At 35.7% G+C, this 26,615-nt stretch carries 29 protein-coding genes; 15 read left to right on the forward strand and 14 right to left on the reverse strand.

Annotation, left to right across the window (positions count from 1 at the left end):
- Nucleotides 1–18: 18 nt before the first annotated feature.
- From AAC084_RS01300 to AAC084_RS01320, 5 genes are all read left to right on the forward strand, one after another.
- Complete coding sequence (locus AAC084_RS01300) at nt 19–630, forward strand: hypothetical protein (RefSeq protein ID WP_339835838.1); 612 nt, start codon at nt 19–21, stop codon at nt 628–630.
- Nucleotides 617–1,087 carry a 3-oxoacyl-ACP synthase gene (locus AAC084_RS01305; protein WP_339835841.1) on the forward strand — a complete coding sequence of 157 codons (471 nt, stop codon included), beginning with the start codon at nt 617–619 and terminating at the stop codon, nt 1,085–1,087. Before AAC084_RS01300 ends, AAC084_RS01305 begins: the two co-directional genes overlap by 14 nt.
- A gap of 63 nt (nt 1,088–1,150) precedes the next feature.
- Nucleotides 1,151–2,872 (forward strand): IlvD/Edd family dehydratase, encoded by a 1,722-nt coding sequence (locus tag AAC084_RS01310; RefSeq protein WP_339835843.1) that lies wholly within the window; start codon nt 1,151–1,153, stop codon nt 2,870–2,872.
- 3 nt (nt 2,873–2,875) lie between these two features.
- Nucleotides 2,876–4,204, forward strand: a complete 1,329-nt coding sequence (locus AAC084_RS01315) for a gluconate:H+ symporter (RefSeq protein ID WP_339835845.1) — start codon at nt 2,876–2,878, stop codon at nt 4,202–4,204.
- Between the two features lie 11 nt (nt 4,205–4,215).
- Nucleotides 4,216–5,052, forward strand: coding sequence for a fumarylacetoacetate hydrolase family protein (locus AAC084_RS01320; RefSeq protein WP_339835848.1), 837 nt, complete (start codon nt 4,216–4,218; stop codon nt 5,050–5,052).
- Here the strand turns inward: AAC084_RS01320 and arfB are convergent.
- From arfB to AAC084_RS01355, 7 genes are all read right to left on the reverse strand, one after another.
- A complete protein-coding gene (arfB, locus tag AAC084_RS01325) occupies nt 5,049–5,450 on the reverse strand; it encodes an alternative ribosome rescue aminoacyl-tRNA hydrolase ArfB (RefSeq protein ID WP_339835851.1) in 402 nt (133 codons plus the stop codon). The genes AAC084_RS01320 and arfB overlap by 4 nt on opposite strands.
- 120 nt (nt 5,451–5,570) lie before the next feature.
- Nucleotides 5,571–6,560 carry an ABC transporter ATP-binding protein gene (locus tag AAC084_RS01330; RefSeq protein ID WP_339835854.1) on the reverse strand — a complete coding sequence of 330 codons (990 nt, stop codon included), beginning with the start codon at nt 6,558–6,560 and terminating at the stop codon, nt 5,571–5,573.
- Nucleotides 6,561–6,645: 85 nt separating this feature from the next.
- Nucleotides 6,646–8,802: a prolyl oligopeptidase family serine peptidase gene (locus AAC084_RS01335; protein WP_339835857.1), complete on the reverse strand. Its 2,157-nt coding sequence runs from the start codon at nt 8,800–8,802 to the stop codon at nt 6,646–6,648.
- 82 nt (nt 8,803–8,884) lie between these two features.
- Nucleotides 8,885–9,874, reverse strand: a complete 990-nt coding sequence (locus AAC084_RS01340) for an aspartate-semialdehyde dehydrogenase (RefSeq protein ID WP_339835860.1) — start codon at nt 9,872–9,874, stop codon at nt 8,885–8,887.
- A 266-nt stretch (nt 9,875–10,140) separates the two neighbouring features.
- Nucleotides 10,141–10,548, reverse strand: a complete 408-nt coding sequence (mscL, locus tag AAC084_RS01345) for a large conductance mechanosensitive channel protein MscL (protein ID WP_339835863.1) — start codon at nt 10,546–10,548, stop codon at nt 10,141–10,143.
- 85 nt (nt 10,549–10,633) lie between these two features.
- Nucleotides 10,634–11,740 (reverse strand): alanine racemase, encoded by a 1,107-nt coding sequence (gene alr, locus AAC084_RS01350; RefSeq protein WP_339835865.1) that lies wholly within the window; start codon nt 11,738–11,740, stop codon nt 10,634–10,636.
- Nucleotides 11,733–12,377 (reverse strand): thymidine kinase, encoded by a 645-nt coding sequence (locus AAC084_RS01355; protein WP_339835868.1) that lies wholly within the window; start codon nt 12,375–12,377, stop codon nt 11,733–11,735. Before AAC084_RS01355 ends, alr begins: the two co-directional genes overlap by 8 nt.
- Nucleotides 12,378–12,481: 104 nt before the next feature.
- On the opposite strand from AAC084_RS01355, the gene AAC084_RS01360 reads away from it, so the two are divergent.
- The 4 genes from AAC084_RS01360 (at nt 12,482) to AAC084_RS01375 (ending at nt 15,030) form a co-directional block, all read left to right on the forward strand.
- On the forward strand, nt 12,482–13,171 hold the full coding sequence (locus tag AAC084_RS01360; protein ID WP_339835870.1) for a hypothetical protein: 690 nt from the start codon (nt 12,482–12,484) through the stop codon (nt 13,169–13,171).
- A gap of 154 nt (nt 13,172–13,325) precedes the next feature.
- Complete coding sequence (gene rsmI / locus AAC084_RS01365; RefSeq protein ID WP_339835872.1) at nt 13,326–13,997, forward strand: 16S rRNA (cytidine(1402)-2'-O)-methyltransferase; 672 nt, start codon at nt 13,326–13,328, stop codon at nt 13,995–13,997.
- A gap of 5 nt (nt 13,998–14,002) precedes the next feature.
- The gene (locus tag AAC084_RS01370; protein ID WP_339835875.1) at nt 14,003–14,347 is read left to right on the forward strand and encodes a HopJ type III effector protein; all 345 of its coding nucleotides are present in this window, start codon (nt 14,003–14,005) and stop codon (nt 14,345–14,347) included.
- 107 nt (nt 14,348–14,454) lie between these two features.
- On the forward strand, nt 14,455–15,030 hold the full coding sequence (locus AAC084_RS01375) for a uracil-DNA glycosylase family protein (RefSeq protein WP_339835878.1): 576 nt from the start codon (nt 14,455–14,457) through the stop codon (nt 15,028–15,030).
- Between the two features lie 265 nt (nt 15,031–15,295).
- On the opposite strand, the gene AAC084_RS01380 is transcribed toward AAC084_RS01375, so the two are convergent.
- Entirely contained in the window at nt 15,296–15,898 is a 603-nt protein-coding gene (locus AAC084_RS01380; protein ID WP_339835881.1) for a carboxymuconolactone decarboxylase family protein, read from the reverse strand.
- 123 nt (nt 15,899–16,021) lie between these two features.
- Here AAC084_RS01380 and AAC084_RS01385 point away from each other — a divergent pair, with 123 nt between their 5' ends.
- The 6 genes from AAC084_RS01385 (at nt 16,022) to AAC084_RS01410 (ending at nt 20,784) form a co-directional block, all read left to right on the forward strand.
- On the forward strand, nt 16,022–16,450 hold the full coding sequence (locus tag AAC084_RS01385) for an OsmC family protein (protein ID WP_339835884.1): 429 nt from the start codon (nt 16,022–16,024) through the stop codon (nt 16,448–16,450).
- Nucleotides 16,451–16,522: 72 nt separating this feature from the next.
- On the forward strand, nt 16,523–16,840 hold the full coding sequence (locus AAC084_RS01390) for a four helix bundle protein (protein ID WP_339835887.1): 318 nt from the start codon (nt 16,523–16,525) through the stop codon (nt 16,838–16,840).
- A gap of 69 nt (nt 16,841–16,909) precedes the next feature.
- On the forward strand, nt 16,910–18,598 hold the full coding sequence (recJ, locus tag AAC084_RS01395) for a single-stranded-DNA-specific exonuclease RecJ (RefSeq protein ID WP_339835890.1): 1,689 nt from the start codon (nt 16,910–16,912) through the stop codon (nt 18,596–18,598).
- Nucleotides 18,595–18,981 (forward strand): VOC family protein, encoded by a 387-nt coding sequence (locus tag AAC084_RS01400; RefSeq protein ID WP_339835891.1) that lies wholly within the window; start codon nt 18,595–18,597, stop codon nt 18,979–18,981. The genes recJ and AAC084_RS01400 overlap by 4 nt, the downstream gene beginning before the upstream one ends.
- A 62-nt stretch (nt 18,982–19,043) precedes the next feature.
- Nucleotides 19,044–19,406 (forward strand): hypothetical protein, encoded by a 363-nt coding sequence (locus AAC084_RS01405; RefSeq protein ID WP_339835894.1) that lies wholly within the window; start codon nt 19,044–19,046, stop codon nt 19,404–19,406.
- A gap of 115 nt (nt 19,407–19,521) precedes the next feature.
- Complete coding sequence (locus tag AAC084_RS01410) at nt 19,522–20,784, forward strand: MFS transporter (RefSeq protein WP_339835896.1); 1,263 nt, start codon at nt 19,522–19,524, stop codon at nt 20,782–20,784.
- 642 nt (nt 20,785–21,426) lie between these two features.
- Here AAC084_RS01410 and AAC084_RS01415 read toward each other — a convergent pair.
- From AAC084_RS01415 to AAC084_RS01440, 6 genes are all read right to left on the reverse strand, one after another.
- The gene (locus tag AAC084_RS01415; protein WP_339836841.1) at nt 21,427–22,182 is read right to left on the reverse strand and encodes a UDP-2,3-diacylglucosamine diphosphatase; all 756 of its coding nucleotides are present in this window, start codon (nt 22,180–22,182) and stop codon (nt 21,427–21,429) included.
- A 94-nt stretch (nt 22,183–22,276) separates the two neighbouring features.
- Nucleotides 22,277–23,263 (reverse strand): hypothetical protein, encoded by a 987-nt coding sequence (locus AAC084_RS01420; protein WP_339835898.1) that lies wholly within the window; start codon nt 23,261–23,263, stop codon nt 22,277–22,279.
- 83 nt (nt 23,264–23,346) lie between these two features.
- A complete protein-coding gene (locus AAC084_RS01425) occupies nt 23,347–23,796 on the reverse strand; it encodes a 6-carboxytetrahydropterin synthase (protein ID WP_339835901.1) in 450 nt (149 codons plus the stop codon).
- A gap of 56 nt (nt 23,797–23,852) precedes the next feature.
- Entirely contained in the window at nt 23,853–24,281 is a 429-nt protein-coding gene (locus tag AAC084_RS01430; protein ID WP_339835904.1) for a hypothetical protein, read from the reverse strand.
- A gap of 208 nt (nt 24,282–24,489) precedes the next feature.
- Nucleotides 24,490–25,257, reverse strand: coding sequence for an enoyl-CoA hydratase/isomerase family protein (locus AAC084_RS01435; RefSeq protein ID WP_339835907.1), 768 nt, complete (start codon nt 25,255–25,257; stop codon nt 24,490–24,492).
- Between the two features lie 21 nt (nt 25,258–25,278).
- On the reverse strand, nt 25,279–26,613 hold the full coding sequence (locus tag AAC084_RS01440) for an MATE family efflux transporter (protein ID WP_339835909.1): 1,335 nt from the start codon (nt 26,611–26,613) through the stop codon (nt 25,279–25,281).
- Between the last annotated feature and the right edge of the window lie 2 nt (nt 26,614–26,615).

The raw sequence follows: 26,615 nt of genomic DNA on the forward strand, positions 1-26,615 counted from the left end.
AATAGCATTGATTACTATATGAAAAAATTGATAAAAAGGATTTTCACAGTTGCAATAATGACTGTGCTAGGGGCGGTATGCCTTACAGGATGCGGAGTGTCTCAAACTCATTACCAACGCGAATATGCTAAAGTTTGGAAGGAATTGATAAAATCTCAAGCATGGAAAGAAACGTTAAATGCAAATAAATCGAACACAGTCGATGAGTTATATGCAAGTAATGACAATGAGGTTTTACTAGCCAATGATGCAAAAATAAAAGCTGGTTTTGAAGACAGGTACCAGGTTCTGGTATCAAAAGCTTATTTTAAAATAATTACCGAAGCTGAGAAAGCAGATGCACGTATTTCTGCGGATTATAAATTATTGCAAGACAATGAATTGTCTATGTCAATTAGTAAAAAGCAGGAGCATGAAATCACTAAAAAATATGAAGCTCATAAAGCGATGTTAAGCGGACTAAAGTTATGGAATATTTTTAGTGAGGACCGTTCGGGCGATTTAGATTACTTTAAAATTGAAAATGAAAGTGCTATCCTAAGAATGATACAATCAGGTGATGCAGAACATCAAATGGTAAATTACTTGATTTATAAATTAGCAGATTTATACCACGTTGAAGAAAATTGAAGAATTCGAGACCTTAAAAAATGAGGCTTACAATTATTGTGGGCAGTTTGTGGCAGAGAGGCTAGGAAGAATACAGTCACAGATAAAGGAACTTGAAACCGCGCTAACTTCAGAAACAAAGAGTAGTGCGGGTGATAAGCATGAAACTGGTAGGGCAATGATTCAATTAGAGCGCGAAAAACTGGGTCAGCAGTTATCTGAATTAGAAAAAACACAACAACTTCTTTCTAAAGTTCCAAAAGACAGGAATTCCCAAATGGTTGGTTTGGGAAACTTGGTCGTTACCGATTCCTTCACATACTATGTAGCGATATCTGCGGGAGAGTATAAAAATTCGACCAATTCTGTGTATTGTATATCTGCTGCCACTCCAATCGGAAAATTAGTCTATGGTAAGGCTATAGGAGACACTTTTCAATTTAATGGCAAAACCTCAACGATACTAACAATTCACTAATATTTCGTGCAAATTATTTCGTTATCTTAATCGCGGCAAACTTTTCAATGCCTAATTAACAGTATGGATAAGAAAAGGAAATTACGAAGTAGTGAGTGGTTTGGTGGTAACGATAAAATGGGTTTTGTTCATCGATCTTGGTTAAGAAATCAAGGATATCCTGATGATTATTTTGAGGGGAAACCAGTAATAGGAATTTGCAATACCTGGTCTGAACTAACACCATGTAATGGCCACCTTCGAGATTTTGCTGAGGTTGTAAAAAGAGGAATTTTAGAAGCAGGCGGATTTCCATTAGAATTTCCAGTAATGTCTTTAGGCGAGACTATTATGAAACCCACGACCATGCTATTTCGCAATTTAGCGAGTATGGATACAGAAGAATCCATTCGCGCTAATCCATTAGATGGTATTGTTTTATTGACAGGATGTGACAAAACCACACCATCCACAATAATGGGTGCCTGTAGTGTAGATTTACCTACCATTGTTGTGCCTGGCGGGCCAATGTTAACAGGTCGCTTTAGAGGAGAGAAGATAGGCTCTGGTTCTATGAACTGGATGATAAAAGAACGCCAAGAGATTGGCGGATATTCTGCCGAAGATATTAAGGAAGCTGAGGTTTGCGTTGCTCGAAGTATTGGGCATTGCAATACCATGGGTACCGCTTCAACCATGGCTACTATGTGTGAAGCATTAGGATTAACATTACCAGGCTTTTCTTCAATACCTGCGGTTGATTCAAGAAAAAAATTATTCGCTCAATTATCTGGAAGGCGAATTGTAGAAATGGTAAAGGAAGATTTAACACTTTCTAAAATATTAACTAGAAAAGCGTTTGAGAATTCTATTATTACCAATGCTGCCGTAGGTGGCTCAACAAATCTTATAATTCATTTAACGGCAATTGCGGGTAGAATCGGAGTGAAACTAAATTTAGAGGACTTTGATACCGTGGGTAGTAAAGTGCCGTTACTCGTGAATTTAAAACCATCTGGAAAATATTTAATGGAAGACTTCTTTTATGCAGGCGGATTGCCTGTGGTCATGAAAGAATTAAAGCCATTATTACATAATGAAACCATTACTGTAAATGGTAAAAGTATCACAGATAATTACGAAAGCGAGGTATGTTATGATAGAGATGTAATTGCAGCTTTAGAACATCCTTTTCAGGAAAAAGCAGGTATCGCTGTTTTAAAAGGTAATCTATGTGAAAATGGTGCTGTTATTAAACCGTCGGCAGCTACACCAAAATTGATGAAGCATCGCGGTGAAGCAGTAGTTTTTGAAAGTATGGAAGATTACCATGAGCGAATTGACGACCCGAATTTGGAAATTGATGAGAATAGTGTGATTGTTCTTAAGGGTGTTGGTCCAAAAGGATATCCAGGAATGCCAGAAGTGGGTAATGTTGACCTTCCTAAAAAACTATTAGCAAAGGGAATAACTGATATTATTCGCATATCAGATGGAAGAATGAGTGGTACAGCTGCAGGGACCGTTATTCTTCATGTATCTCCAGAATCAACGGTTGGTGGAACGTTAGCATTTGTTAAAAATGGTGACATGATAGAATTGAATGTTGAAAAACGTACGTTACATCTCGATGTTGAATTAGAAGAGTTGATTAAGCGGAAAAAAGAATGGATTGCTCCAGAACCTTTGGCAAAAAGAGGGTATGTTAAAATGTATATTGATCATGTAGAACAAGCCGATAAAGGTGCCGATTTAGATTTTTTAGTTGGTGGGTCAGGGTCAAAAGTAGAACGAGATTTACATTAAATTATGGAAATACTTTACCTTATTATTGCAGTTATTGCTATCATCATATTAACGACCAAGCTTAAAATTCATGCATTTTTAGCGCTCTTCATTATATCTATTTTATATGGAATTTTTGCCGGGATGCCTTACGCTGATATTATAGTTTCAATTAATGACGGTTTTGGGGGTACACTTGGCAAAATAGGTTTGATAATTGTTCTTGGAGTCATCATTGGTGCATTTTTAGAAAATACTGGTGGTGCTTTTGCTATTGCAGAAAAGGTGCTGAAAATAATTGGAAGCAAAAGAGTACCTACTGCAATGGGTATTATCGGTTATATCGTGTCAATTCCTGTTTTTGCAGATAGCGGTTTTATGCTATTGCATCCGTTAAACAAAAGCCTTTCCAAGAAGGCAAAAATATCGATTGCTGGTCCGGCAATAGCTCTAGGTTTAGGTTTAATGGCTTCTCATACAATGGTGCCACCAACGCCTGGCCCCATTGCCGCTGCAGGAATTTTAGACGCAGATTTAGGGTTGGTAATTGCCTTTGGTTTTCCAACAAGTATTGTTGCATTAGTTGTCGGAATTATTTTCGCTAAGAAATATGCGTCTAAAACTTATATTGAGCCAGATGTTGATAATACATTAGTAGCAGAAAAAGAGATTAAAGATTCTCCAGGAGCGTTTAAATCATCAATTCCAATTCTTGTTCCGATTGTACTAATCGTATTGAAATCAGTTTTAAATCCAACAAGAACAGGATTGGATAATGGTTTTATAGAGGTCATAAATTTTGTTGGTGAACCGGTCATATCTTTATTGATAGGTGTTTTATTATGCTTGCTACTACCAAAAAAATTAAATTATGATATGCTGTCCTCTTCAGGGTGGGTGGGAAAAGCAATTAAAGACGCTGCATCAATAATTTTGATAACAGGAGCAGGGGGAATATTTGGAAAAATCTTACAGAACTCAGGTATAGCTGATGTTTTAGGACAAACCCTAACTGAATATAACATGGGTATATTTTTGCCTTTTGTTTTGGCAGCAGCTATAAAAACAGCTCAAGGTTCTTCAACAGTGGCTTTAGTAACTACAGCATCTATTATTATGCCCATGATGTCATCACTTGGTTTTGATTCTGAAATTCAAAAAGCTTTGGTTGTAATCGTAATAGGTGCGGGGTCTGCGGTTGTTTCCCATGCTAATGATAGTTTTTTTTGGGTAGTTACCCAAATGAGCGGCATGAATGTGAAAACAGGGTATCGATTATTTAGTTTAGGAAGTGGCTTACTCGGACTTACAGGCGCAATCACCGTTTTTATCTTCTATACAATCTTTGCATAAATTCATATAAAATGAAAGTATATAATACCAAAAGTGGAATCTTAGTAGAGCATGATTCAAAATTCCATCTACTTGATCAAGAGAATTGGGACGAGTTTATTAACGATGATGGCATTATCGTTAATACACTGGCAAAGCTAAATGAGAATAATAAAATTAAAGATGCCAACTCAATTATAGAAAACGAACTAAAAGCTCCTGTTCAAAGTCAAGAAATATGGGCTAGTGGCGTTACTTATTACAATAGCAAATTAGGTAGAGAAGAGGAATCTAAAGAAGCAGGTGGTAGTAGTTTCTATGCTAAGGTATATGAGGCTGATCGACCAGAGTTGTTCTTTAAGGCTACTGCACACCGAACGGTTGGCCATGGTGGTATAGTAAGAATAAGAAAAGACTCAACCTGGAATGTACCTGAACCAGAATTAACCTTAGTTATTACATCTACTGGTAAAGTGGTAGGGTATACTATAGGGAACGATATGAGTTCTAGAAGTATAGAAGGTGAGAATCCGTTGTATTTGCCGCAAGCCAAAACATATGATGGCTGTGCTGCACTAGGTCCTTGTGTGTTGTTAACCAACGATCCTTTGCCAACTAATACTAAAATAAGTTTGACCATCAATAGGGCAGGGAAAAGCGTATTTGATAAAAATATTGGTATTGATCAAATAAAACGAAAGCTAGTTGATATTGTAGAATACCTTTATAGAGAATGTTCGTTTCCTAATGGTAGTATTTTAATGACCGGAACAGGTATTATACCTTCTAGCGATTTTACATTAGAGATTGGTGACGAGGTTATTATTTCAATTGATGGCATTGGTAAATTGATAAACCGTGTGGGTTAAAACTCTGGTTTACCTCGATTCAATTTTTTAAGAGAGGCTATTTTTTTGCCCTTCAATCTTTTTTCAATTGAAGATCGGGTTGGTTTGCTTTTTTTTCTTGGCTTTGGTACTATTAAAGATTTTTCAAGCAATTTAAAAAATCGTTTGATAACTAATTGCTTGTTTTTATGCTGACTTCGTGATTCATCACATTGTAAAATCAACACCCCATCTTTCGTTAATTTGTTATCAAGCTTTAATTGAATTCTCTTCTTCTCACGTTCGGTAAGTCCGTTGGAAGTATTTAGTTCAAAAGAAAGTTCTACTTTAGAAGAAACCTTATTTGCATGCTGCCCACCGGGACCACTACTTCTAATAGCCTTGAACTGTAATTCAGTAATAATTTGGTCTTGATTCAAAATAGCATTTTTACAAAAGTAATTAAAAACGAATGTTCTTACTTTTCAACGAAAAATAGCTCATTCGATATAAACCATTTTAAAAGACTGTTAGTGAATAATGTAAGCTTTATCTTGTTTTTAGATTGAAGTAGCTTCTTGTATGCGCTGATTGATAGTTTCAATAGCCACATTTAGAAATACCTCTTTCCCCTTTGGTAGTAGTTGGTCTGCATTGAAAAAGATGACTTCATTTTCGGTACTTCTACTTTCTGTTAAATAGTGACTACCCATAGGATATGCTTTTTCAACAGTAACTTTTAATCCTGAAGATGGGGAAACTCTAAACTCATGAGTATAGACAATAATTTTTCTTTTAGTATTTGCATAGGTCTTAAGTACATCGATTGAAATCATACTTGCTTCACCAAATAAGGATGCCACATACAAGCTTTTCGGATTTTTGTAAAGTTCCATCGGCCTAGCCCTTGCGATTATTTCTTTGTCCCGTAAAACAACAGCACGATCAGCAAAGGGTAATACATCATTTACATCATGTGTTGCAACAATGGTGGTAATTCTATTTTCTTTTAAGTAATTGAAAATATTTCGTCGTAGGCTATTTTTAAGAAAATTGTCGATATGCCCGAAAGGTTCATCCAATAATAAGACTTCTGGTTTTTGAGCCAAAACCCTCGCAAGGGCAACGCGTTGCTGTTGACCACCGCTTAGGGTTTTTACTTTTTTATTAGCAAACTCCGTAAGTTCAATCATTTCTAGAAGTTCTTGAGTTCTTTCTTTAAGTTCTTCGGGATAGAAAACAGAAAGGTATTGACTGATATTTTCAGAAACGGAAATAAAGGGCATTAAATCAAAATCTTGAGAAAGGTACTTCATAAATGGAGCTCCGGGTACCAAGTTGTATGCAGGGCCTAGTATTTGCTCATCTTCCCAGAAAATTTCACCTTGTTCCAAATCCATTAATCCGTAGAGGAGTTTGAGTAAGGTGCTTTTGCCGCATCCACTTTCTCCAATTATGGCAACATGCTCTCCTCGTTGAATCCGTAAATCGATAGATTCTAAAACTTGAAGTTTATCATAAGAAAAGGAAAGATTTTCTACTCGTAACATCTATTTGTTCTTTGAAGTGTAAAATTGAAAAATCCGCTCCTAATTGAAACGGATTTTTCAATAAATTATTGACATTGAAATGATTTTACTCTTTAAAATCTTTTAATATACTCTTGTTCGGTAATTCTGTATACCCCATATTAAATAGCGTAAAGCCAAATATATCGGCATATTGTTCGATGATTTTACTAACAGGTGTTCCTGCGCCATGACCTGCATTGGTTTCAATACGAATTAAAGTAGGATTATTACCGACTTGTTTTTCTTGAAGTTCAGCTGCAAACTTAAAACTATGAGCAGGTACAACCCTATCATCATGGTCTCCAGTTGTAACCAAGGTAGCAGGGTAAGCGGTTCCGGCTTTTACATTATGAACAGGTGAATACCCTTTTAGATATTCGAACATTTCAATATCATCTTCTGCCGTACCATAATCATGTGCCCATCCGGCACCAGAAGTAAATGTATGATAGCGTAACATATCCATAACTCCAACAGCGGGCAGTGCCACCTGAATTATATCGGGTCTTTGGGTCATTATGGCACCTACTAATAGTCCGCCATTAGAGCCACCTCTAATAGCTAGATATTCTTTAGAAGTATATTTATTCGCTATCAAATATTCCGCCGCTGCTATAAAATCATCGAATACATTTTGCTTTTTGGTCTTTATACCAGCATCATGCCATTTTTTACCATACTCACCACCACCACGTAAATTTGGAACGGCATAAACACCACCTTGCTCCATCCAAACGGCATTGGCAATACTGAAAGAAGGGGTAAGGCTAACATTAAAACCACCGTAACCATAGAGAATAGTAGGATTTTTGCCGTTTAGTTCCAAACCTTTTTTGTAGGTAATAATCATAGGTATTTTAGCGCCATCTTTTGAAGGGTAGAATACCTGTTTCGATTCATAATCTTCTGGATTAAAATCGATTTCAGGTTTCCAATACAGTTCATAATTACCGTTCTCTATATCGTATTTATAGGTGGAACCCGGAGTGTTATAATTGGTGAAGGAAAAATAAAATTCTCTGTCTTCTTTTTCGCCCCCAAATCCACTTGCAGACCCTAAGCCAGGAAGTTGAACTTCACGTACCAATTTTCCATCATAATCATATTGATATACCTTGGAGATGGCATCGACCATGTATTCGGTAAAGATGTAACCACCACCAGTATTTGGACTAAGCACATTTTCTGTTTCAGGAATAACATCTACCCAGTTCTCTTGCTCCGGATTTTTGGCATCTACCGTAACAATTTTTTTATTGGGAGCATTTCTATCGGTTACGATATATAGTTTTGATTCAACATTGTCTATTACGTAATTATCCGATTTTGTATCTTCTACCATAGGAATAAGTAGACCACTAGGGTCTTCAAGGTCTCTAACGAATAACTTGTTGCCCGACGTGGAAACCGATGCGCTGATTACCAAATATCTATGGTCCTCTGTCACACTTCCACCGACATAACGATGTTTTTCTAAGGGTGTTCCCCCATAAATAAGAGCGTCAGTTTTTTGAGGAGTTCCTAATTTATGGTAGTACAACTTATGCTGATCTGTCTTTGCAGAAAGCTCACTACCTTTTGGTTTATCATAACTTGAATAATAGAAACCATCATTACCTCTCCATGAGATTCCACTGAATTTTATATCTACCAAGGTATCTTCGATAATTTCTTTGGTTTTGGCATTAAGTACAATTGCCTTGCGCCAGTCGCTACCACCTTCTGAGATAAGATAGGAGGCTAATGAACCATCTTTGGAAAAAGTTAAACCAGCTAAGGAGGTTGTACCATCTTCTGAAAAAGTATTAGGGTCTAAAAACACCTCTGGCTTTTCATCGCCTTTAGTTCTATAAACTACATATTGATTTTGTAAACCATCATTTTTATAGAAATAGGTATAGTCGCCTTTTTTGAAAGGAGAACCTAACTTTTCGTAATTCCAAAGTTTTTCTAAGCGGTTTTTTAGGTCATTTCTAAAGGGTATATTCTCTAAATAACCGAACGTGGTTTTGTTTTGTTCTTTAACCCAGGCTTCGGTTTCTGAACTTCTGTCATCCTCTAACCAACGATAGGGGTCTTTTACTTCGATTCCAAAATAAGTGTCTATTGTGTCAACTTTGGCAGTAATTGGGTAATTCACGATAATAGGTTTGGGTTTAGATTCATTTTTACATGAAGAAATTAGGATAATGGTCAATATGCTAGTCAGCAATTTATTCATTCGTAGTAGTTCTACTAAAATACCATAAAAAAACCTTCAAAACTGATAAGTTCTGAAGGTTTTAACGTTCTTAAAGCTTAGATTAAACTAGTCCTTTTTCTACTAGGTATTCTGAAATTTGTACTGCATTCGTTGCGGCACCTTTTCTTAAATTGTCAGCAACAATCCACATGTTCAAGGTATTTCTTTGAGTTTCATCTCTACGTATACGCCCTACAAAAACTTCATCCTTGTCATGCGCGTATATTGGCATAGGGTAGGTGTTTGTATCTGGATTATCTTGAACCGTTACGCCAGGCATATCGTTTAAAAGCTGACGAACTTCATTAAGTTCAAAGTCATTTTCAAATTCGACGTTTACAGATTCTGAATGTCCACCAGCAGTAGGTATTCGAACAGCTGTGGCGCTAATAGAAAATGTACGGTCGTCTAATATTTTTTGAGGTTCACGAGCGAGTTTCATTTCTTCTTTGGTGTAGCCGTTTTCCATAAAAACATCGCAGTGAGGCAATGCATTTCTACCTATAGGGTAAGGATAAGCCATTTCGCCTTGTATACCTGCAATTTCATTTTCGAGCTGTTTTACTGCTTTTACCCCAGTACCGGATACCGACTGATAGGTAGAAACAACAACGCGTTTCATTTTATATTTTTTGTGTAATGGATAAAGGGCCATTACCAATTGTATAGTAGAGCAATTGGGGTTGGCAATTATTTTATCTTGAGCTGTAAGCTCATGTGCGTTAATTTCAGGAACCACTAATTTTTTAGTTGGATCCATTCTCCAAGCAGAAGAATTATCTACTACTGTTGTGCCTACTTCAGCAAATTTTGGAGCCCACTCTAAAGAGGTGTCTCCACCTGCAGAAAAAATAGCAATATTCGGTCTCGCAGCTACAGCATCTGCTAAACCAATTATGGTATGCTCTTTACCTTGAAAGCTCATTTTTTTACCAACAGAACGTTCAGAAGCAACCAACAATAATTCCGTTAATGGAAAATTGCGTTCTGCCAATACTTTCAACATTACTTCGCCTACCATACCTGTGGCACCAATTACAGCTACTTTCATTTGTATGTTCATTATAATTAAGCGGCAAAAATAATCAATACTATAATCTGCACAAGCAAAAGGCGTAAGAATAATCAAAATATAACAAAATGTTTAAAATATAACAAATGTCGTTTAGAGGAGAGTAAGGGTGATGCAGTTTTAAAATACGCTCTATGATGCAAAAAAGAACCGTCAACAATGTTAGCGTAACAAAGTTGACGGTTTTAATTAATATAAGTTGCAGTGCAACGGTACCTTGAATAAAATCAAGGAGTTATTTTAATTTACTTTTTTAAAGCATCACGAATCTCTACTAATAACTCTTCAGCAGTAGGTCCTTTTGGAGCTTCTTCAACTGGTGCTGGAGGAGTTTTTGATTTATTGTAAGCTTTCACGATCATGAACATTACAAACCCAACTATAATAAGGTTTACAATAGTGTTAACCCATGCTCCCCAACGGATAGCATTTTCTGCAGTTGTAACAGTTCCATCAGCGCCAACAACAGCTTCGTCTAAAACTACTTTCATTTGTGAAAAATCAATTCCACCTGCAAAGTGACCTACAACTGGCATGATGATGTCAGCAACAAATCCATTTACTACTAATCCTACTGCTCCGGCTAATATAACTGCGACAGCAAAATCAATGACGTTACCCGTCATAATAAAATTCTTGAATTCTTTTAACATGTTTACTTAATTTAAGTTAATGGTTAACTTAATAAGTATCGCAAGGTACTAAAAAATTTGAAACCTTAAGGAAATGTTAAATAAATCAAAGTATCACTTTGCGCTTTATGCGCTGAGAAAGTCCTGTAATTAACTCATATGAGATAGTGTTAGCAGTCTGTGCGAAATCTGATGCAGGTAATTCTTTTCCGAAGATTATTACTTCATCTCCTTCAGAACATTCAATACCTGTTACGTCTATCATAATCATATCCATACAAACATTTCCAATTATAGGAGCTTTTTGTCCATTAACCAGAACAAAGGTTTTTCCATGGCCGTATTCTCGACCTATTCCGTCTGCATGACCCAAAGGTAAGGTTGCGGTAATGGTTTCTGAATTAGATGAATACTTGCGATTATATCCTACAGATTCTCCTGCAGGAATACTATGTTTCTGTGCAATAATAGTTTTCAATGTTGCCACAGGTTGTAATTCTTTATCTACACCTGGTTCGTTACCATAGCCATACAGACCAATGCCACTTCGTACCATATCATATTGTGCTTGTGAATAATTTATTATTCCAGAGGTGTTAAGAACATGTTTAAAGGGTTTGTTCTTAAAGGAAGTATCTGCCTCCTGGCAAATAGCATCAAAACGATTAAGTTGCAATGTTGTAAATTCAATTTCATTACTATCTTCTGTTGCTGCTAAATGAGATAAAACAGCAACAACCTTAATGGCATTTTGTTTATTTATAAGTTCTGAAATTTCAGGTAGTTCTTCTGCGGAAAAACCTAACCTATTCAGTCCGGTATTAAACTTCAAATGAATAGGATAATCAGTAACTCCCATTTCTTGAGCCATTAAGATGAAATCTGATAAAATTGACTTTGAATAAATACTAGGTTCAAGGTTGCTTTCAATCAACACTTTAAAATGAACCTTTTGTGGGTGAAGTACTAAAATAGGAATAGTAATACCACTATTTCTTAAATGAATTCCCTCGCTGGCATAAGCAACAGCAAAGTAGTCTATTCCTAATTCTTGTAAGTATAGCGCAATGGCTAGTGAATCACTACCATAAGCATATGCCTTTACAACTGCCATAAACTTAGTTTCCTGCTTTATTTTGGAACGTAAAAAATGGTAGTTGTGCTTTAATGCCTTTAAGTCAATTTCTAAAACTGTCTCTTGCGCCTTAGCCATTTTTATTCTTTTTGATAGTATCGACCTCTTCAGATTCAACATCTATGGTTTTAACCTTTTCCTTTAGCATTGCTTTATAATACGCCCCACGACTTAAAGGTTCGTATTCATTTACTTGACCTAACATAACTAATTTGTCATTGTTAGATTTTCTAAAACTATAATTGGCCAAATTACCGGTACGGGTGCAAATGGCATGTACTTTAGTCACATATTCGGCGGTTGCCATAAGTGCAGGCATTGGGCCAAATGGCTTTCCTTTAAAATCCATGTCAAGACCGGCAACGATTACCCGAACACCTTTATTTGCCAAATCATTACAAACGGTAACTATTTCGTCATCAAAGAATTGTGCTTCGTCAATACCAATTACATCACAGGTCTCAGCGAGTATACGAATGTTAGCCGCAGCAGGCACAGGTGTAGAGCGTATTTCATTGGCATCATGTGAAACCACCATTTCATTATCATAACGAGTATCGACCATAGGTTTAAAGATTTCCACCTTTAATTTGGCAAACTGGGCTCGTTTAAGTCTTCGGATCAATTCCTCTGTCTTTCCAGAAAACATAGACCCGGCAATGACTTCAATCCATCCGAATTGTTCTTTATGATTAACTGTATTTTCAAGAAACATTTTGTAATTTTAGACGAAAATAAGGGGTTTTTCGTTTATTATTTAAGAATGTTAAAGTTATTAAAAAAAGGCGCTTTATAGGTCTTGACCTAAAAAATTGTGAGATGAAAAATAAGTTGAAAGAGGAATTAAGAAAATTATCTACAGAAATACTAACTGCAGAAAATTTAGATGATATAGAAGGTTTATATGAAGCATCTAAGAAGCTGTATGAAAAACTTGCCGTGCTAAAGTTTATTGAGGTTGAACTCAATGATATGGAGGTAGATGTTTCTAAAAATGCTATAGCCGCTAAGTTCGAAGAAATGGCAAATGCAGTATTAAGCGCAAATAAATCGGTACCTGAAAGCAACCCGCACGAAGAAGATATTATTATCCCAGGAATGGATACGATTAAGGATATGGTTTCTGAAATGCCTAGTAGTAATGAGTTAGAAGATGTTTTGGCAGAGTTTATGTCAAAACCTAACTATATGAAAAACGACAAAGAGCTTTTCATGCCCTCTAAAGAGGACTTGAAGAAAGACGAATCATTACCTAAGTCATTAAATGACCGTTTAGCTAAAAGTAACGTTAAGGTAGATTTGAATGATCGATTGGCATTTGTAAAGCATTTGTTCAATAATAGTATGGAAGATTATAACCGCGTTTTATCTCAATTAAACACTATTGATTCTGAGGAACGATCTATTTCTTTTATTAAAAACATGGTGAAGCCAGACTATAATAATTGGGTTGGTAAAGAGCAGTATGAAGAGCGATTTATTGAGTTGGTCGCGCGTAGGTTTTCTTAACAATAAAAATAGCTACATCACATACCCAGCACTTGTGTTGGGTTTTTTACTAGATAATCGAGATTTAAATGCCCCGAGGCTTACCTCGCTATATTTAAGTCGTTTCGTTACTTATGTCTTGGGCCTGTCCCGAGATTGTTTACTTTACAAATTCATGGGAAAACTTTATTTAGTTCCGACACCGATAGGTAATTTGGAGGATATGACCTTAAGGTCTATTCGCATACTCAAAGAGGTCGATTTAATACTAGCCGAGGATACTCGTACTAGCGGAAAATTATTACATCATTTTGAGATTAGTACCCCTATGAAAAGCCATCATATGCATAATGAACATAATATGGTCGATTATTTAGTAGGGCGATTAAAGAATAATGAAAACATCGCATTAATTTCAGATGCCGGCACCCCTGCAATATCAGACCCTGGTTTTTTGTTGACGCGTGCTTGTGTAGAAAATGATATTGAAGTAGATTGTTTGCCGGGAGCTACGGCATTTGTACCCGCTTTGGTCAATAGTGGTTTGCCGAATGATAAGTTTGTTTTTGAAGGGTTTTTACCCGTAAAAAAAGGAAGACAGACAAGATTAAAACTTTTGGCTGAAGAACCTCGTACTATTATTTTTTATGAGTCACCGCATAAATTGTTGAAGACGTTAACCAGTTTTGTTGAGTATTTTGGCGCCGATAGGCCTATTTCCGTTTCAAGAGAATTAACCAAACTTTACGAAGAAACCATTCGCGGCACAGCTGAAGAAGTCTTAAAACATTTTACGGATAAACCACCAAAGGGAGAAATTGTAATTATTGTTGGGGGTAAAAAATAAATAGAATGACATTAGAAGAGTTCAAGAAAAAATTAGCAACTAGTCCGTCAGATATTTCATTTTCAGAAACGATGATAGCAATTGATTCTAAGTATACTTTCGCACCTACAGCGTATACCAATGGTGGAGTAAGTAATGAAGTAGGACAAAATTCGGGATCCTGTAAATTATTTGCTTTTGCAATAAAAGAAGGGTTTACAAAAGAAGAAACATTGGCTTGTTTTGGGGCTTATTATTTTGATGAGGTATTGTTGGATCCTCAGGGAAATGGTCATCAAAATATCAGGAACTTTATGAAAACCGGATTTGAAGGATTGAGTTTCGTTGGTGAGGTATTAAAATTAGTGTAATTAGTAAATGTTTTATTCCTTTATGAGTAAAGCGAGGCAATCTAACTAATCTTGGCTATTGTAGTAATTTACAAGGCATTTCATAAGTAGGATATAAGAATAACGTGATGCAAGATTTATTATCGGAAATAAGAGGTTGTCAGGTTTGTAAGGCCCATTTACCTTTAGATCCACGACCAATTGTTGCAGGTAATATTAATTCAAAAATAGTGGTGATAGGTCAAGCACCAGGGAGAAAAGCACATATAGAAAATAAACCTTGGGATGATCCTAGCGGAAGAAAACTACGCGAGTGGTTGGGTGTTACTGATGAAACATTTTATAACCCCGATAATTTTGCAATAATACCTATGGGTTTTTGTTATCCAGGTAAAGGTAAATCGGGCGATTTACCCCCAAGAAAGGAATGTGCTCCTTTATGGCATGGCAAAGTCTGGAAAAGCTTAAAAAACGTTCAATTAATTCTATTGATAGGTAAATATGCACAAGACCAATATTTAGGAAAATTAGCTAAAAAGAACTTGACGGAGAATGTGTTGCATTATGAAGAATACTTGCCAAAATACTTTCTATTACCGCACCCATCTCCTGTTAATCGGTTTTGGCGAAGTAAAAATCCTTGGTTTGAGGAAGATGTTGTTGAGGTGTTGCAGGAAATAGTGTCTCAAATCTTAAAGGAATAATATGTCTTTTCACTCTGTACAATGTCACTTCGAGTGAATTTTTGAGGCACGATAAAATTTGTATCGAGAAGCTTTCGTGTTCCAAAAGGTTCTCGATACACTTTATATTTCAACGAAAATATTGAAAAATAAACCACTCGAACTGACAGTAATGACACAAGTACGACTGTACAGCTAGAATAATTCAGATTGTTATAGTGGTCACAGACGAATTTTTCAATTTCCATCAACCATCAACCATCAACCATCAACCATCAACCATCAACTAATAAACCGAACCATCATGCTTTCCTTTCTCCCAGCCATGCTTGCCTAAATATTGGTCGGCACTATCAACAGCTCCTGTTTCAATCGATGTTCCCATAGAGTCGTTCCATCGGTTGAGGTATCCAAAGAGAGAAATTACTCCTAACATTTCAACAATCTCGCCTTCGTTCCAGTGTTGGTAAAGTCGTTCTTTTATTTCGGCATCTACTCCGTTAGGTACTTGAGAAGCTTGTAAAGAAAAATCTAAAGCAGCACGTTCTGCATCTGAAAATGCAGCGTGTGTTCTATATTCCCAAATATTATCTAATTGTTCTTGTTCGGCACCGTAACGTTCTGCAGCTCTTATGGCATGGGCTTGGCAATACCTACAACCTGTAGCATTACTGCTCACCCAAGCAATCATTCTTTTTAGGGCAGAGGTTACACGACCTTCATTTGCCATTACAGCTTTATTAAGATTAATAAACGCTTTAGATATAGCAGGCCTATGCTGCATGGTTAATACGGAATTCGGACAAAAACCAAGTGTTTCATTAAAGAAAGCTGCCAGTTCTTTAGTTTCTGGGTCATGATTTGGGTCAAGTGGTGTTACTAATGCCATCGTTGTTTTTTTAAGGTTTTAATATATTAATCAATCGAATTATAGCTTTCAATGTTCACTTCGGTGCTAGAAATGACAGCCGAGATTGTTGTATTTTTGTATCCTTACAAGAAACAAAAAATTATGAGTACAACAAATCATATTAGCACTAAATGGTTGGGCAACATGTCCTTCGAAAGTAATAACCCTTCAGGAAACTCATTAAGAATAGATATCGCCAAAGAAGATGGTGGTGATGGTACCGGTTTTCGTCCAAAGGCACTTATGTTATCTTCCCTAGCGGGTTGTTCTGGCTTAGATATAGCTGCAATGATTAAGAAAATGAAACTTGAAGTAGCTGAGTTTCATATTGAAACTATAGCGAACTTAACAGATGAGCATCCAAAGTATTATGATAAAGTAGTTGTGGAATATCATTTTTATGGAGAAAACTTAAATGAGAAGAAACTTCAGAGAGCAGTAGACCTATCTATAGAAAAATACTGTGGAGTAATGGAAATGTTCAGAAAATTTGCTGAATTAGACATAAAGACTGTTTTTCATAAAGGCTAAAGTTCAAATACAATATTCAAGCTCAAGTTCAAAAAATAACGGAGGGATAAGAAATTTGATTTAGAAGATAGATTGGTCAATTTTGCTGCCACTGTCGTTCTTTGCTGTAAAGACTTACCTTCTTATTTAACCGGTCAATATTATGGAAATCAATTGTTGCGCTCTGCCGATAGCTCAGCCTTGAATTTTGGCGAAGCACAAGGCACAAATACGGACAAGAATTATATTAATAAGGCTTCCATCTCTTTAAAAGAATTGAAAGAGTCAAGGGTCAATCTTAAAATATTATCCAAAGTTGATTATGGTAAAGCTTCTAGAAGAGTAGAATTATTAGATGAATTGGAACAAATAATAAGAATTATAGCAACAATTATCAAAACCAAAAAGTAATAATTGAGGTTGAAATTTTTTTTGAATTTGAGCTTGATTTTTGAACTTGACACTTGAATAGTAAAAACTATGCGCTGGACAATAAAACCAAAACCTAAACAAGAAGACATTGAAATTCTATCGAATGCTCTTCAGGTAGATGATTTGGTGGCTCAGTTACTCTTACAACGGGGTATTTCTACGTATGAAGAGGCAAAATCTTTCTTTAGACCACAGCTTAGTGATCTTCATGATCCCTTTTTAATGAAGGATATGGATATTGCCGTGAAGAGAATTGAGGAAGCCATAGGAAATGGCGAAAATATTTTGGTTTTTGGTGATTATGATGTAGATGGTACTACTGCAGTTGCCTTGTTATCGTCTTATCTTTTAAGTTATTACCCGAATGTAGCTACATATATTCCGGATCGGTATGATGAGGGTTACGGAGTGTCTTTTAAAGGAATCGATTTTGCTGAGGATAATGGTTTTACATTGATTATTGCTTTGGACTGTGGTGTGAAAGCAATTGACAAGGTTGCTTATGCAAAGGAGAAAGATATTGATTTTATTATTTGTGACCACCATAGACCTGGTACAATATTACCCAATGCAATAGCTATTTTAGACCCTAAACGTGAAGATTGTTCATATCCTTATGATCAATTATGTGGTTGCGGTGTCGGTTTTAAGCTAATTCAGGCATTAGGGTCACGATGTGGAGAAACTATAGATGATTTAGTGTATTACCTTGATTTAGTGGCAACTGCAATAGGAGCAGATATAGTTCCGATAACTGGAGAGAATCGAATTCTAGCTTATTATGGCCTACAGGTTATCAATCAGCAACCTAGAATCGGTTTTAAAGCAATTATAAATCAAATTAATAAAAAAGTACTTACCATTACCGATGTTGTATTTATAATTGCTCCTCGTATAAATGCGGCAGGAAGAATGAAACATGGTCAATATGCGGTAAATTTATTAACAGAAACCAACATGGACCAAGCGATAAAAATCGCTTCTGAAATAGAAAAATTTAATACAGATAGAAGAGGATTAGACCAAGAAATCACACAAGAAGCTTTGGTTCAGATTCATGATAACGAGGAGGAAGAAGGTTTTACTTCCGTAGTTTATAAAGATAGCTGGCATAAAGGAGTCATTGGTATAGTAGCCTCAAGATTGATAGAAACGTATTATAGACCTACATTGGTCTTTACCAAAAGCGGAGATAAATTAGCCGCATCTGCTCGTTCAGTAAAAGGTTTCGATGTGTATAATGCTTTAGAAGGATGTACTGATTACATTGAGCAATTTGGCGGACATAAATATGCTGCTGGCCTTACCTTGCTTGAAGAACAGTACCTGAACTTCAAGCACCAGTTCGAGAAGGTGGTCAAAGAAAGCATAGACCCACAGCTACTAATACCTGAAATTACTATAGATACGGTTATAGATTTAAAAGATATTACTCCGAAATTAATGCGGATACTAAAACAATTTGCACCATTTGGCCCAGGTAATATGTCGCCTGTATTTATGGCTGAAAACGTACAAGATACCGGTTATGCAAAAGGGGTAGGAGCAAATGCTGCACATTTAAAAATTTCTGTGGTACAGCAAGACAGTCATAAAATTGATGGAATAGGTTTTAATATGGGAGATAAGCTACCCCTAGTTACGGGTAGAAAGCCATTTAGTGTAGTTTTTTCAATAGATGAGAATGAATGGCAGGGCAACATTAGCCTGCAGCTGAAACTGAAGGACATAAAATGAAAATAGAGCATATAGCTATTTGGGTAACCGATTTAGAGGAAATGCGTTCTTTCTATGAAACTTATTTTAATGTGGTTTCAGGAGAGAAATATTATAATCCTACCAAGAACTTTTCATCTTACTTCTTAAGTTTTACTAATGGTGCTCGACTTGAAATTATGCATAAGACATCGATAAAAAAAGCTACTGGAACTGAGGTAATACATACTGGTTTTATACATATAGCTATTTCCATTGGTACAAAGCAAAATGTCGATTTATTGACTGAGCGAATAAGAAAGGACGGTTATACTATTGCTGGTGAACCAAGAACTACAGGTGATGGTTACTATGAAAGTGTCATCTTAGACCCTGAGGGGAATCAAATAGAACTCACGATTTAATTACACTATTTATAATTATTCTAAATAAGATTCATATATTTATATGAAATAGTTAGATAGTTATGAATGAGATCAGTCCTATTTACCAAAATGAATTTGGTATAGCGTTTCAATGGAAACATGATAAGCCCCAAATAGCAAAGAAAGTTCAATTGATATTTAGAGATATTGGCTTACTTCTTACGCCAAACGAATTACAATACTTTTCTAAGTGCATAAATGAAACATTAGAGAGCGGTAAGGGTAATTTATGTAAAGACTGCAAAGTAAAAGGTGAATGTAGATCACTGCTTTTAAACTCGCCTGCGCATCAAATTACATTTGCTGTTAGTTTTCTTGAAGTATTAGAAATTAAAGATTTAATTAAAGGGACACTTTTTAAGTTACAGTTAGATTCTTTTTTTGACGAGATGGGTATTGATTAATTATAGCAAATCACATACTACTTTTTAATTTTTTTTAAAGCAACAATTAGTTTCACTAACATGAAACCGCACATCATTTATTAAATATCTTTGATTTTTATTTAGCGATTTAAATATGAGCGTAAATGATCCCTATGCTGCCTTAAGATATAAGGAATTCAATATTTTTCTTTTAGTTCGCTTTGCGATGGTGTTTGCATGGTCAATGCAGTTTATTGTCATAGAATGGCAAGTGTATTCTATGACGAAAGACCCTTTATCATTAGGTATAATTGGTTTGATGGAAGTAATACCTGCAGTGAGTATGGCTCTTTTCGCAGGCCATATTGTAGATCAGAAAGAGAAAAGGAACCTCCTAATTAAATGTATTTTTGGCTTCTCTGTGATAAGTTTTGGCTTATTCATATTAAGCCTGCCCTCAATCTTAGAAACGTATGAAACCAAAGTGATACTTTATGGAATTTATGCTTTGGTCTTTTTAGGTGGTTTGGTTCGTGCCTTTTTAGGTCCAACTATTTTCTCATTGATAGCTTTAATAGTTCCCAAAAAAATATACCCGAATGCTGCCACTTGGAGTAGTACAACATGGCAAATGGCTTCGGTATTAGGCCCGGCTTTAGCTGGTTTTTCTATTAGTTTTATAGGAGTACATTGGTCAATGTGCGTCATATTCGGTTTTTCGTTAATTGCCTTAACTGCACTTTTTAAAATTTCAAGAAAGGCGATTCTTAACCCTAAAATTGGGGAGCCTGTTTTTCAAAGTTTAAAAGAAGGACTAAATTTTGTTTTTAAAACACGAGCCATATTAGGGGCCTTAACATTAGATATGATTGCGGTTTTATTTGGTGGTGCAGTAGCCTTATTACCCATTTTTGCACAAGATATTTTACATGTAGGTTCAGAGGGTTTCGGTGTTTTAAGAGCAGCACCAGCGGTGGGCGCAGCCATTACTATGTTAGGATCTACACGTTTTCCATTACATAAAAACGCAGGAAAAAAATTGTTATTTGCCGTTTTCGGTTTTGGTATTTGTATGATTGTCTTTGGTCTATCTACCTATTTCTGGTTATCGGTAATTGCATTGTTTTTAAGTGGCGCCGTAGATGGTGTTTCTATGATTATAAGACAAACGATATTGCAATTAAAAACTCCTGATAATATGCGAGGGCGAGTTGCATCGGTAAATTCAATGTTCGTAGGCTCCTCTAATGAGCTTGGTGCATTCGAAAGTGGATTAACTGCCAAATTGATGGGAACGGTTACAGCTGTTGTCTTTGGCGGTACAATGACCTTACTAACTGTGGGTCTTACTGCAATTGTCTCCCCTGGCTTTAGAAAACTAGATTTGCAGAAAGATGTTGATGAACATGAAAACTAGGTGTTCTAATATACATCATAAAAAAAAGCTCCAATTTAGGAGCTTTTTTTACTGTAGGTTACACTTAAGATTTGGGTCATTAAGTGGGGGGAACTTGTAGGTAAACTGAAGATTTGGGAATCAACACTTAATCTAAACAACACAGTAAAGGTATAATGCAGGGTTAGTTTTTTAAAACAATTGTTGTGAACGCCTTAAATTTCGTTGTAAGAAAAGGATTACAGTAGTGTGTGAATTGTTTTTGAGGCTTAGGTTTATAAAATTACAGCAATATAATTTTAGTTTGCGAGAGATATTTCAGCGGGTAGTAATTATAAAAGAAGGTGAAAAGTATATTTATATATTTGAAATAGATTATCATTATAAATCACACTCAAAAATAATTTCAGAAAGTATATATACGAAAAAGCCCCTAAAAATAGGGGCTGTTCTTTAATGTAGGTAACACTTAAGATTTGGGTCATCAAGTAAGAGTACTTGTAGGTAATGTAAAGATTTGGGCTCAACATTTAAACTTAACAACACAGTAAAGATATAATGAAGAACTAGTTTTATAAAACTATTGTTGTGAACTCCTTAATATATGTTGTAAGAAAAGGATTACAGTTGGTTTTAATGAATTTTAGGGTAAATCAGAATTGATTATTTAAATTCTTTTAAAGAAAGTTCTTCTCCGTCAAATTCTGCATAGGTATAGAAATTGACCCAATCTCCAAGATTGGTGTATTTTGATGATTCGTTCAATTTTATCTCTAGTGGAAGATGTCTATGACCGAATATAAAATGATTGTAATCATTGTTTTCTAGTTTTCGATGAGCATATTGAACAAGCCATTCTTTATCATCTCCTAAATATTTGGCGTCATCGTCACCAGAGATCAATTTATTTTTTACGGAGAAATACTGCGCTAATCGTACTCCAATATCTGGGTGTAACCATCGAAAGAACCATTTAGCAACAGGATTGGTAAATACTTTCTTCATCCGCTTATATCCTTTGTCATCAGGGCCTAAACCATCACCATGGCCAATAAAAAAGGAAGTTCCATTAATGTTATATTGCTGAGGTTTGTGATAAACAGGGATATTCAGTTCATCTTCGAAGTAGCCATTCATCCATAGGTCATGATTACCTACAAAATAAAAAAGAGAGATTCCTGAATCAGAAAGTTCCGCTAATTTGCCCAGTGTTCTTGTAAATCCTTTAGGAATAACGGTTTTATATTCGAACCAAAAGTCGAATAGGTCGCCCATTAGAAAAATAACACCTGCATCAGACTTAATAGAGTCTAACCAACTTACAAATTTGAGTTCCCTAAGCCTACTCTCTTTCATTGTAGGTGCGCCTAGGTGGTTGTCGCTAGCAAAATATACTTTTTTCCCTTTCGGAAGTTCAATGTTCGTCATTAGGATGTAAATATATAAAAACTGTTTTGCGTATAAAGGCGGTATTGAGTTCTAAATACGATATCACTTCTGTTTGAATATAAATTTAAGCCGTTAAATCTTTTTCTATAAGTACTATTTTTATGGGTAGATGGTCGCTATACCCGTTCTGATTAAAAGTAGAAGAATTAGGTCTGCCAAACTTTACTGGTTTTTGATAAGAACCTGATGTAAGCTCAGGATAATCAATAATAGCGGCAGAACTTAACTTAAAGGGTAATGATGTTTTTTCGGATAAAATGCTTTTTGAAATCATAAACTGGTCAAGCATGTTATACTCGTTTCCGAACACGAACGTACCAATTTGCGCATCTAAAAATCGATGCATGACATTATAAAAATATTTTAATCGTACTCGATTACTTTTCACCAGAGCTTTATTATTTATGGCTAAAAGGTATTCGGTAATCGATTTGTTATATGGATTATCATTAAAATCACCCATTAATAAGATAGCGGCATCTTTACCCTGCTCTTCGTAGATTCTTTCAATCCAGTACGATAGATTTTCGGCAACCATTATTCTGAAAGGTTCACTTGTAAGTTCGCCACCTGAACGAGAAGGCCAGTGATTAAGTATACAGATAAGCTTATTACCAGTTGCGGTATTTATATGTACTTGAAATAAATCTCTTGTGGTATTTCGTTTTATAATCCTAAGGCTAAAAGTATTTTGCTCAGGGCCATATTTGGCTTTGTCATAAATTAAAGCCGTATCAATGCCTCTTTTGTCTTCCCCTTCTGAAATTACAAAACCGTAATCCTTATTTAGAGCCAAATTCATGGCATCGATTAAAAGTTCGATTACAAATTCATTTTCTACTTCACAGACTCCTAAAATATCTGGACCTGCACTATCATTGAATTTAGAAATTACTGTAGTAAGGTTGGCTATTTTTTGATTCAGAACAGTTGCATTCCAACCATTGAGTTCAGCACCTAAATGGTTGTTTAAAAACTCGCTTCTTCTGGGTGAATTCTCAACATCAAATAAATTTTCAAGATTCCACCAATAAATATGATGCTTAATCATGTTATTGTGTATTAGGGTATTACCTATAAAATAACATAATATTTGTAGATGAAAACGATGTTTGCCGTTAAATTTAGACGAACTTAATTATCACTGGCATACCATTCTGCAAATGAGCTATCTGTTTCTTGAAGTTTAAGAGAAAACAATGAAATGTTTTTTGGAAGTCTTGACTTTATTTTTGCAGCAAAATCTATAACCATATTTTCACTTGTAGGTTGATAATCGGCCAAAATTACATTATGGCCGCGGTCAATCAATTCTTTGGCCAATTCTACATGGGGTGTATTTTTATTAAAGACAGTGGCATGGTCGAATTTATCCACTATATCTTCCTTCACGATTTTTTTTAAATCGCCGAAATCAATGACCATTCCTAATTTTACATGAGAAGTATCTGTAATAGGTCGTCCAATAACTGTTACCGATAGTTTATAGCTATGGCCATGTACATTTCTACATTTTCCATCATAGCCATAAAGTGCATGACCTGTTTCGAAATTGAACTGTTTGGTAATACGAATGTTGCCCATAGCATTTAATTATACGGCAAAGGTAGGGAAACTTTAAACGGATTTTTAGGTAGAAATCAATCCAAAACAATCTCGGTATTTCCAGAGATACGGCGTACGTGACAGCAGTCTGCACCAACAATGAAATCCTCAGTTACTACTTCATTATCTGAAATGTATCCTTTAAAAGAAATGGTTGCTTTTGAATTCTGATATTGAACCCGAAAGGCATCGCTAAAAATGGGATAGTAACCAGTATCGCGGTAATTTTCAAATTCTTCATTACTGTAAGATATGGTCAAATCTTCCTTAGTTGCCATATCGATTACCGTATAACTATCAAGAACAATTTTAACACCAAAACTGTCTTTGATAGTTACACCTATAGTTTTATAATTTTGAGTGCAGGCGGTATTTTCACCACAATCCTCTTTGCTTTTTTCATTGTCATTGGAACAGGATACAATAATAAATGCCACATATACCAATGTAAGAATTCGAAACATTATCACATCTTTTATTGAAGATACACAATGCGATAAAAGTTGCGTACGATTTACCTTTTATACTTTCTTTTTGCACGTACTTTATTTACAAAATAGATGACTAATACAGATAGCGCAAGAACTGGAAAAACAAGGTTACCGTTTAAAAATTGAAAGAATTCCATAATAATTATTTAGAAACAAAACGAACAGCTGTTTCAGTTATTGTTTATTTTTTGAATTTTGACAAGGCATTGCGAGTAAAGTCAGAAAGGGCTAATTTTCCCGTAATGGCCGCGCGGTCTGTCAATAATGTATCCCAATGGTCGGTACCTTCCCACAAAACTTTCTTCCATTCGGTTAATGCATCAGAATTATAACTTGCCAGTTTATGAATAAAGAAGTCTAATTCCTTATCCATTTCTTGAGCCGATTCGTATACTTTTGAAAACAAGCCTTTTTCTTGTGCCCAATATGCACTTTTCCATTCGGTAGGGGCGAGCGATAATTCTGCCAATGCAGCAATTCCTATTTTGCGTTCTACAGCTGGTGCTATGACCAATGGAGCAATACCGATGCTAAGTTCAGAAAGTTTAATAGATGCTTCAACATTAGAATATACATAGTCACAAGCTGCAGCAAGACCAACGCCACCGCCAACAGTTTTACCATGCACACGACCAACAATTATTTTCTTGCATTTACGCATAGCGTTTATGACATGTGCAAAACCGCTAAAAAAAGCTTTGCCCTCTTCTAAGTTCGAAACGGCTAACAACTCATCAAAAGAAGCTCCTGCACAGAATGCTTTTTCACCTTCAGATTTTAAAAGGATAACAGATACACCTTCATTTTCAGATAGCTCATTTATTGTATCTGTAAGTCGTAGTAATAAATCTGCTACAAAAGAATTGCTTGCTGGGTGGCCAAATTCTACATGGGCGACCTTACCATCTATCCGTGTGTATAAACTTCCATTTTTTCTTGAAGTAACCATAGCATTTTATTTGATTCAAAATTACTGATTTTGCAATAAAGGTTTAAATTTTCTTCTAAACTTCCACACCAAAGCACCGCCTCTTATAAGCATCCATACCGTAAAAGATAGCCAAATACCAGTTAGTCCCCAGTTTAAATACTTTCCTAAAAAAAGCATGGGGACGAAACCTAGAAAAGTAGCGACTAACAAAGTATTACGTAAATACTTCATTTCACCAAGGCCCTTAAACACTCCGTCTAAAACAAAAGCGACACTATTCGTTGGTAATCCAAGAATAATAATGTAAAAGATGCTGTAAAATGCCGAGAGCACTACACTTTCGTTAGAAAATAGACTACCCAAAGGTTTGTAGAAAACGGTGGCCATTACCATGATAAAAATACTTACATATAGGCCATAAGTTGTAATCTTTTTGGCCAATAACCATAGTCCGGCATAATTTTTTTCACCCAATAATCTACCACCCATAATATTGCCAGCTGCACCATAACCATCAATGAAAAATGCGGAGAATAGCCAAAGATTTATGGCAATGGTATGCGCGCCAATATATTTGTCACCTAATGCAGCCGCTTCCCTTACTGCTAATATTAAGGCAGTGTTCAATGCAATTGCCCTAACAAAAAGATTAAGGCTCATAATAACTAATCTCTCCAATTCTGGATGTAAAGGAAATTTGAGTTTCAAGCTAATATCTGTTTTGGTCAAGAGCAGGTAGAAGGCCATTAGTGCCATAATTGCTTGTGCAAGCAAACTTGCCCAAGCTGCGCCTTCTAAATACATGGGTTCAAGTATACCTTCAATGCCATATACGAATGCGAAATCGAAAATTACATTAAGTAAAGCTCCGGTAATAGCAATTACCATGGGCCAATAGGTATTTTGTAAACCTCTAAATATACCCATAACAGCGAAAACAAAGAGGGTTAAAGGAAAGCCCCATACCCTTATGGAGTAATAGCTGATACAATATTCCAATATTTTGCCTGATGCATTTAGTAGTTCGAAAATCTCTTTGATGACAAAAATGGTAGAAAGTAAAATGAGAATGCTTAACGCTATATTTAGGTATATTGCTTGAGCGGGTAAAGTTTTTACCTCATCTAATTTACCGGCGCCTAAATACTGCGAAATAATAGCAGATATAGCACTTCTGGTTTGACCGAGAATCCAAATAAGCATAGATAGAAAAGAGCCAACAATACCTGCCGCTGCGAGAGACTCTAGTCCGTCTACCGGAATATTACCAACAATAGCGGTATCGGTTATGGACAATAAAGGTTCAGCGATACCAGCAATAGTAGCAGGTATAGCCAAGGCATTTATAGATTTAAAATTAACGGAAGTTTTCAAAA

The sequence above is a fragment of the uncultured Maribacter sp. genome, from assembly GCF_963977385.1.
Lineage (GTDB): Bacteria > Bacteroidota > Bacteroidia > Flavobacteriales > Flavobacteriaceae > Maribacter.

Excerpts from the sequence above, each read along its gene's own strand:
- AAC084_RS01380 (WP_339835881.1), bottom strand. The coding sequence starts at position 15,898 with ATGGCATTAGTAACACCACTTGACCCAAATCATGACCCAGAAACTAAA.
- mscL (WP_339835863.1), bottom strand. The coding sequence starts at position 10,548 with ATGTTAAAAGAATTCAAGAATTTTATTATGACGGGTAACGTCATTGAT.
- AAC084_RS01360 (WP_339835870.1), top strand. The coding sequence starts at position 12,482 with ATGAAAAATAAGTTGAAAGAGGAATTAAGAAAATTATCTACAGAAATA.
- AAC084_RS01400 (WP_339835891.1), top strand. The coding sequence starts at position 18,595 with ATGAAAATAGAGCATATAGCTATTTGGGTAACCGATTTAGAGGAAATG.
- AAC084_RS01330 (WP_339835854.1), bottom strand. The coding sequence starts at position 6,560 with ATGTTACGAGTAGAAAATCTTTCCTTTTCTTATGATAAACTTCAAGTT.
- AAC084_RS01410 (WP_339835896.1), top strand. The coding sequence starts at position 19,522 with ATGAGCGTAAATGATCCCTATGCTGCCTTAAGATATAAGGAATTCAAT.
- AAC084_RS01430 (WP_339835904.1), bottom strand. The coding sequence starts at position 24,281 with ATGTTTCGAATTCTTACATTGGTATATGTGGCATTTATTATTGTATCC.
- recJ (WP_339835890.1), top strand. The coding sequence starts at position 16,910 with ATGCGCTGGACAATAAAACCAAAACCTAAACAAGAAGACATTGAAATT.
- rsmI (WP_339835872.1), top strand. The coding sequence starts at position 13,326 with ATGGGAAAACTTTATTTAGTTCCGACACCGATAGGTAATTTGGAGGAT.
- AAC084_RS01375 (WP_339835878.1), top strand. The coding sequence starts at position 14,455 with ATGCAAGATTTATTATCGGAAATAAGAGGTTGTCAGGTTTGTAAGGCC.
- alr (WP_339835865.1), bottom strand. The coding sequence starts at position 11,740 with ATGGCTAAGGCGCAAGAGACAGTTTTAGAAATTGACTTAAAGGCATTA.
- AAC084_RS01370 (WP_339835875.1), top strand. The coding sequence starts at position 14,003 with ATGACATTAGAAGAGTTCAAGAAAAAATTAGCAACTAGTCCGTCAGAT.
- AAC084_RS01315 (WP_339835845.1), top strand. The coding sequence starts at position 2,876 with ATGGAAATACTTTACCTTATTATTGCAGTTATTGCTATCATCATATTA.
- AAC084_RS01355 (WP_339835868.1), bottom strand. The coding sequence starts at position 12,377 with ATGTTTCTTGAAAATACAGTTAATCATAAAGAACAATTCGGATGGATT.
- AAC084_RS01405 (WP_339835894.1), top strand. The coding sequence starts at position 19,044 with ATGAATGAGATCAGTCCTATTTACCAAAATGAATTTGGTATAGCGTTT.
- AAC084_RS01435 (WP_339835907.1), bottom strand. The coding sequence starts at position 25,257 with ATGGTTACTTCAAGAAAAAATGGAAGTTTATACACACGGATAGATGGT.
- AAC084_RS01385 (WP_339835884.1), top strand. The coding sequence starts at position 16,022 with ATGAGTACAACAAATCATATTAGCACTAAATGGTTGGGCAACATGTCC.
- AAC084_RS01335 (WP_339835857.1), bottom strand. The coding sequence starts at position 8,802 with ATGAATAAATTGCTGACTAGCATATTGACCATTATCCTAATTTCTTCA.
- AAC084_RS01340 (WP_339835860.1), bottom strand. The coding sequence starts at position 9,874 with ATGAAAGTAGCTGTAATTGGTGCCACAGGTATGGTAGGCGAAGTAATG.
- AAC084_RS01320 (WP_339835848.1), top strand. The coding sequence starts at position 4,216 with ATGAAAGTATATAATACCAAAAGTGGAATCTTAGTAGAGCATGATTCA.
- AAC084_RS01310 (WP_339835843.1), top strand. The coding sequence starts at position 1,151 with ATGGATAAGAAAAGGAAATTACGAAGTAGTGAGTGGTTTGGTGGTAAC.
- AAC084_RS01420 (WP_339835898.1), bottom strand. The coding sequence starts at position 23,263 with ATGATTAAGCATCATATTTATTGGTGGAATCTTGAAAATTTATTTGAT.
- AAC084_RS01300 (WP_339835838.1), top strand. The coding sequence starts at position 19 with ATGAAAAAATTGATAAAAAGGATTTTCACAGTTGCAATAATGACTGTG.
- AAC084_RS01425 (WP_339835901.1), bottom strand. The coding sequence starts at position 23,796 with ATGGGCAACATTCGTATTACCAAACAGTTCAATTTCGAAACAGGTCAT.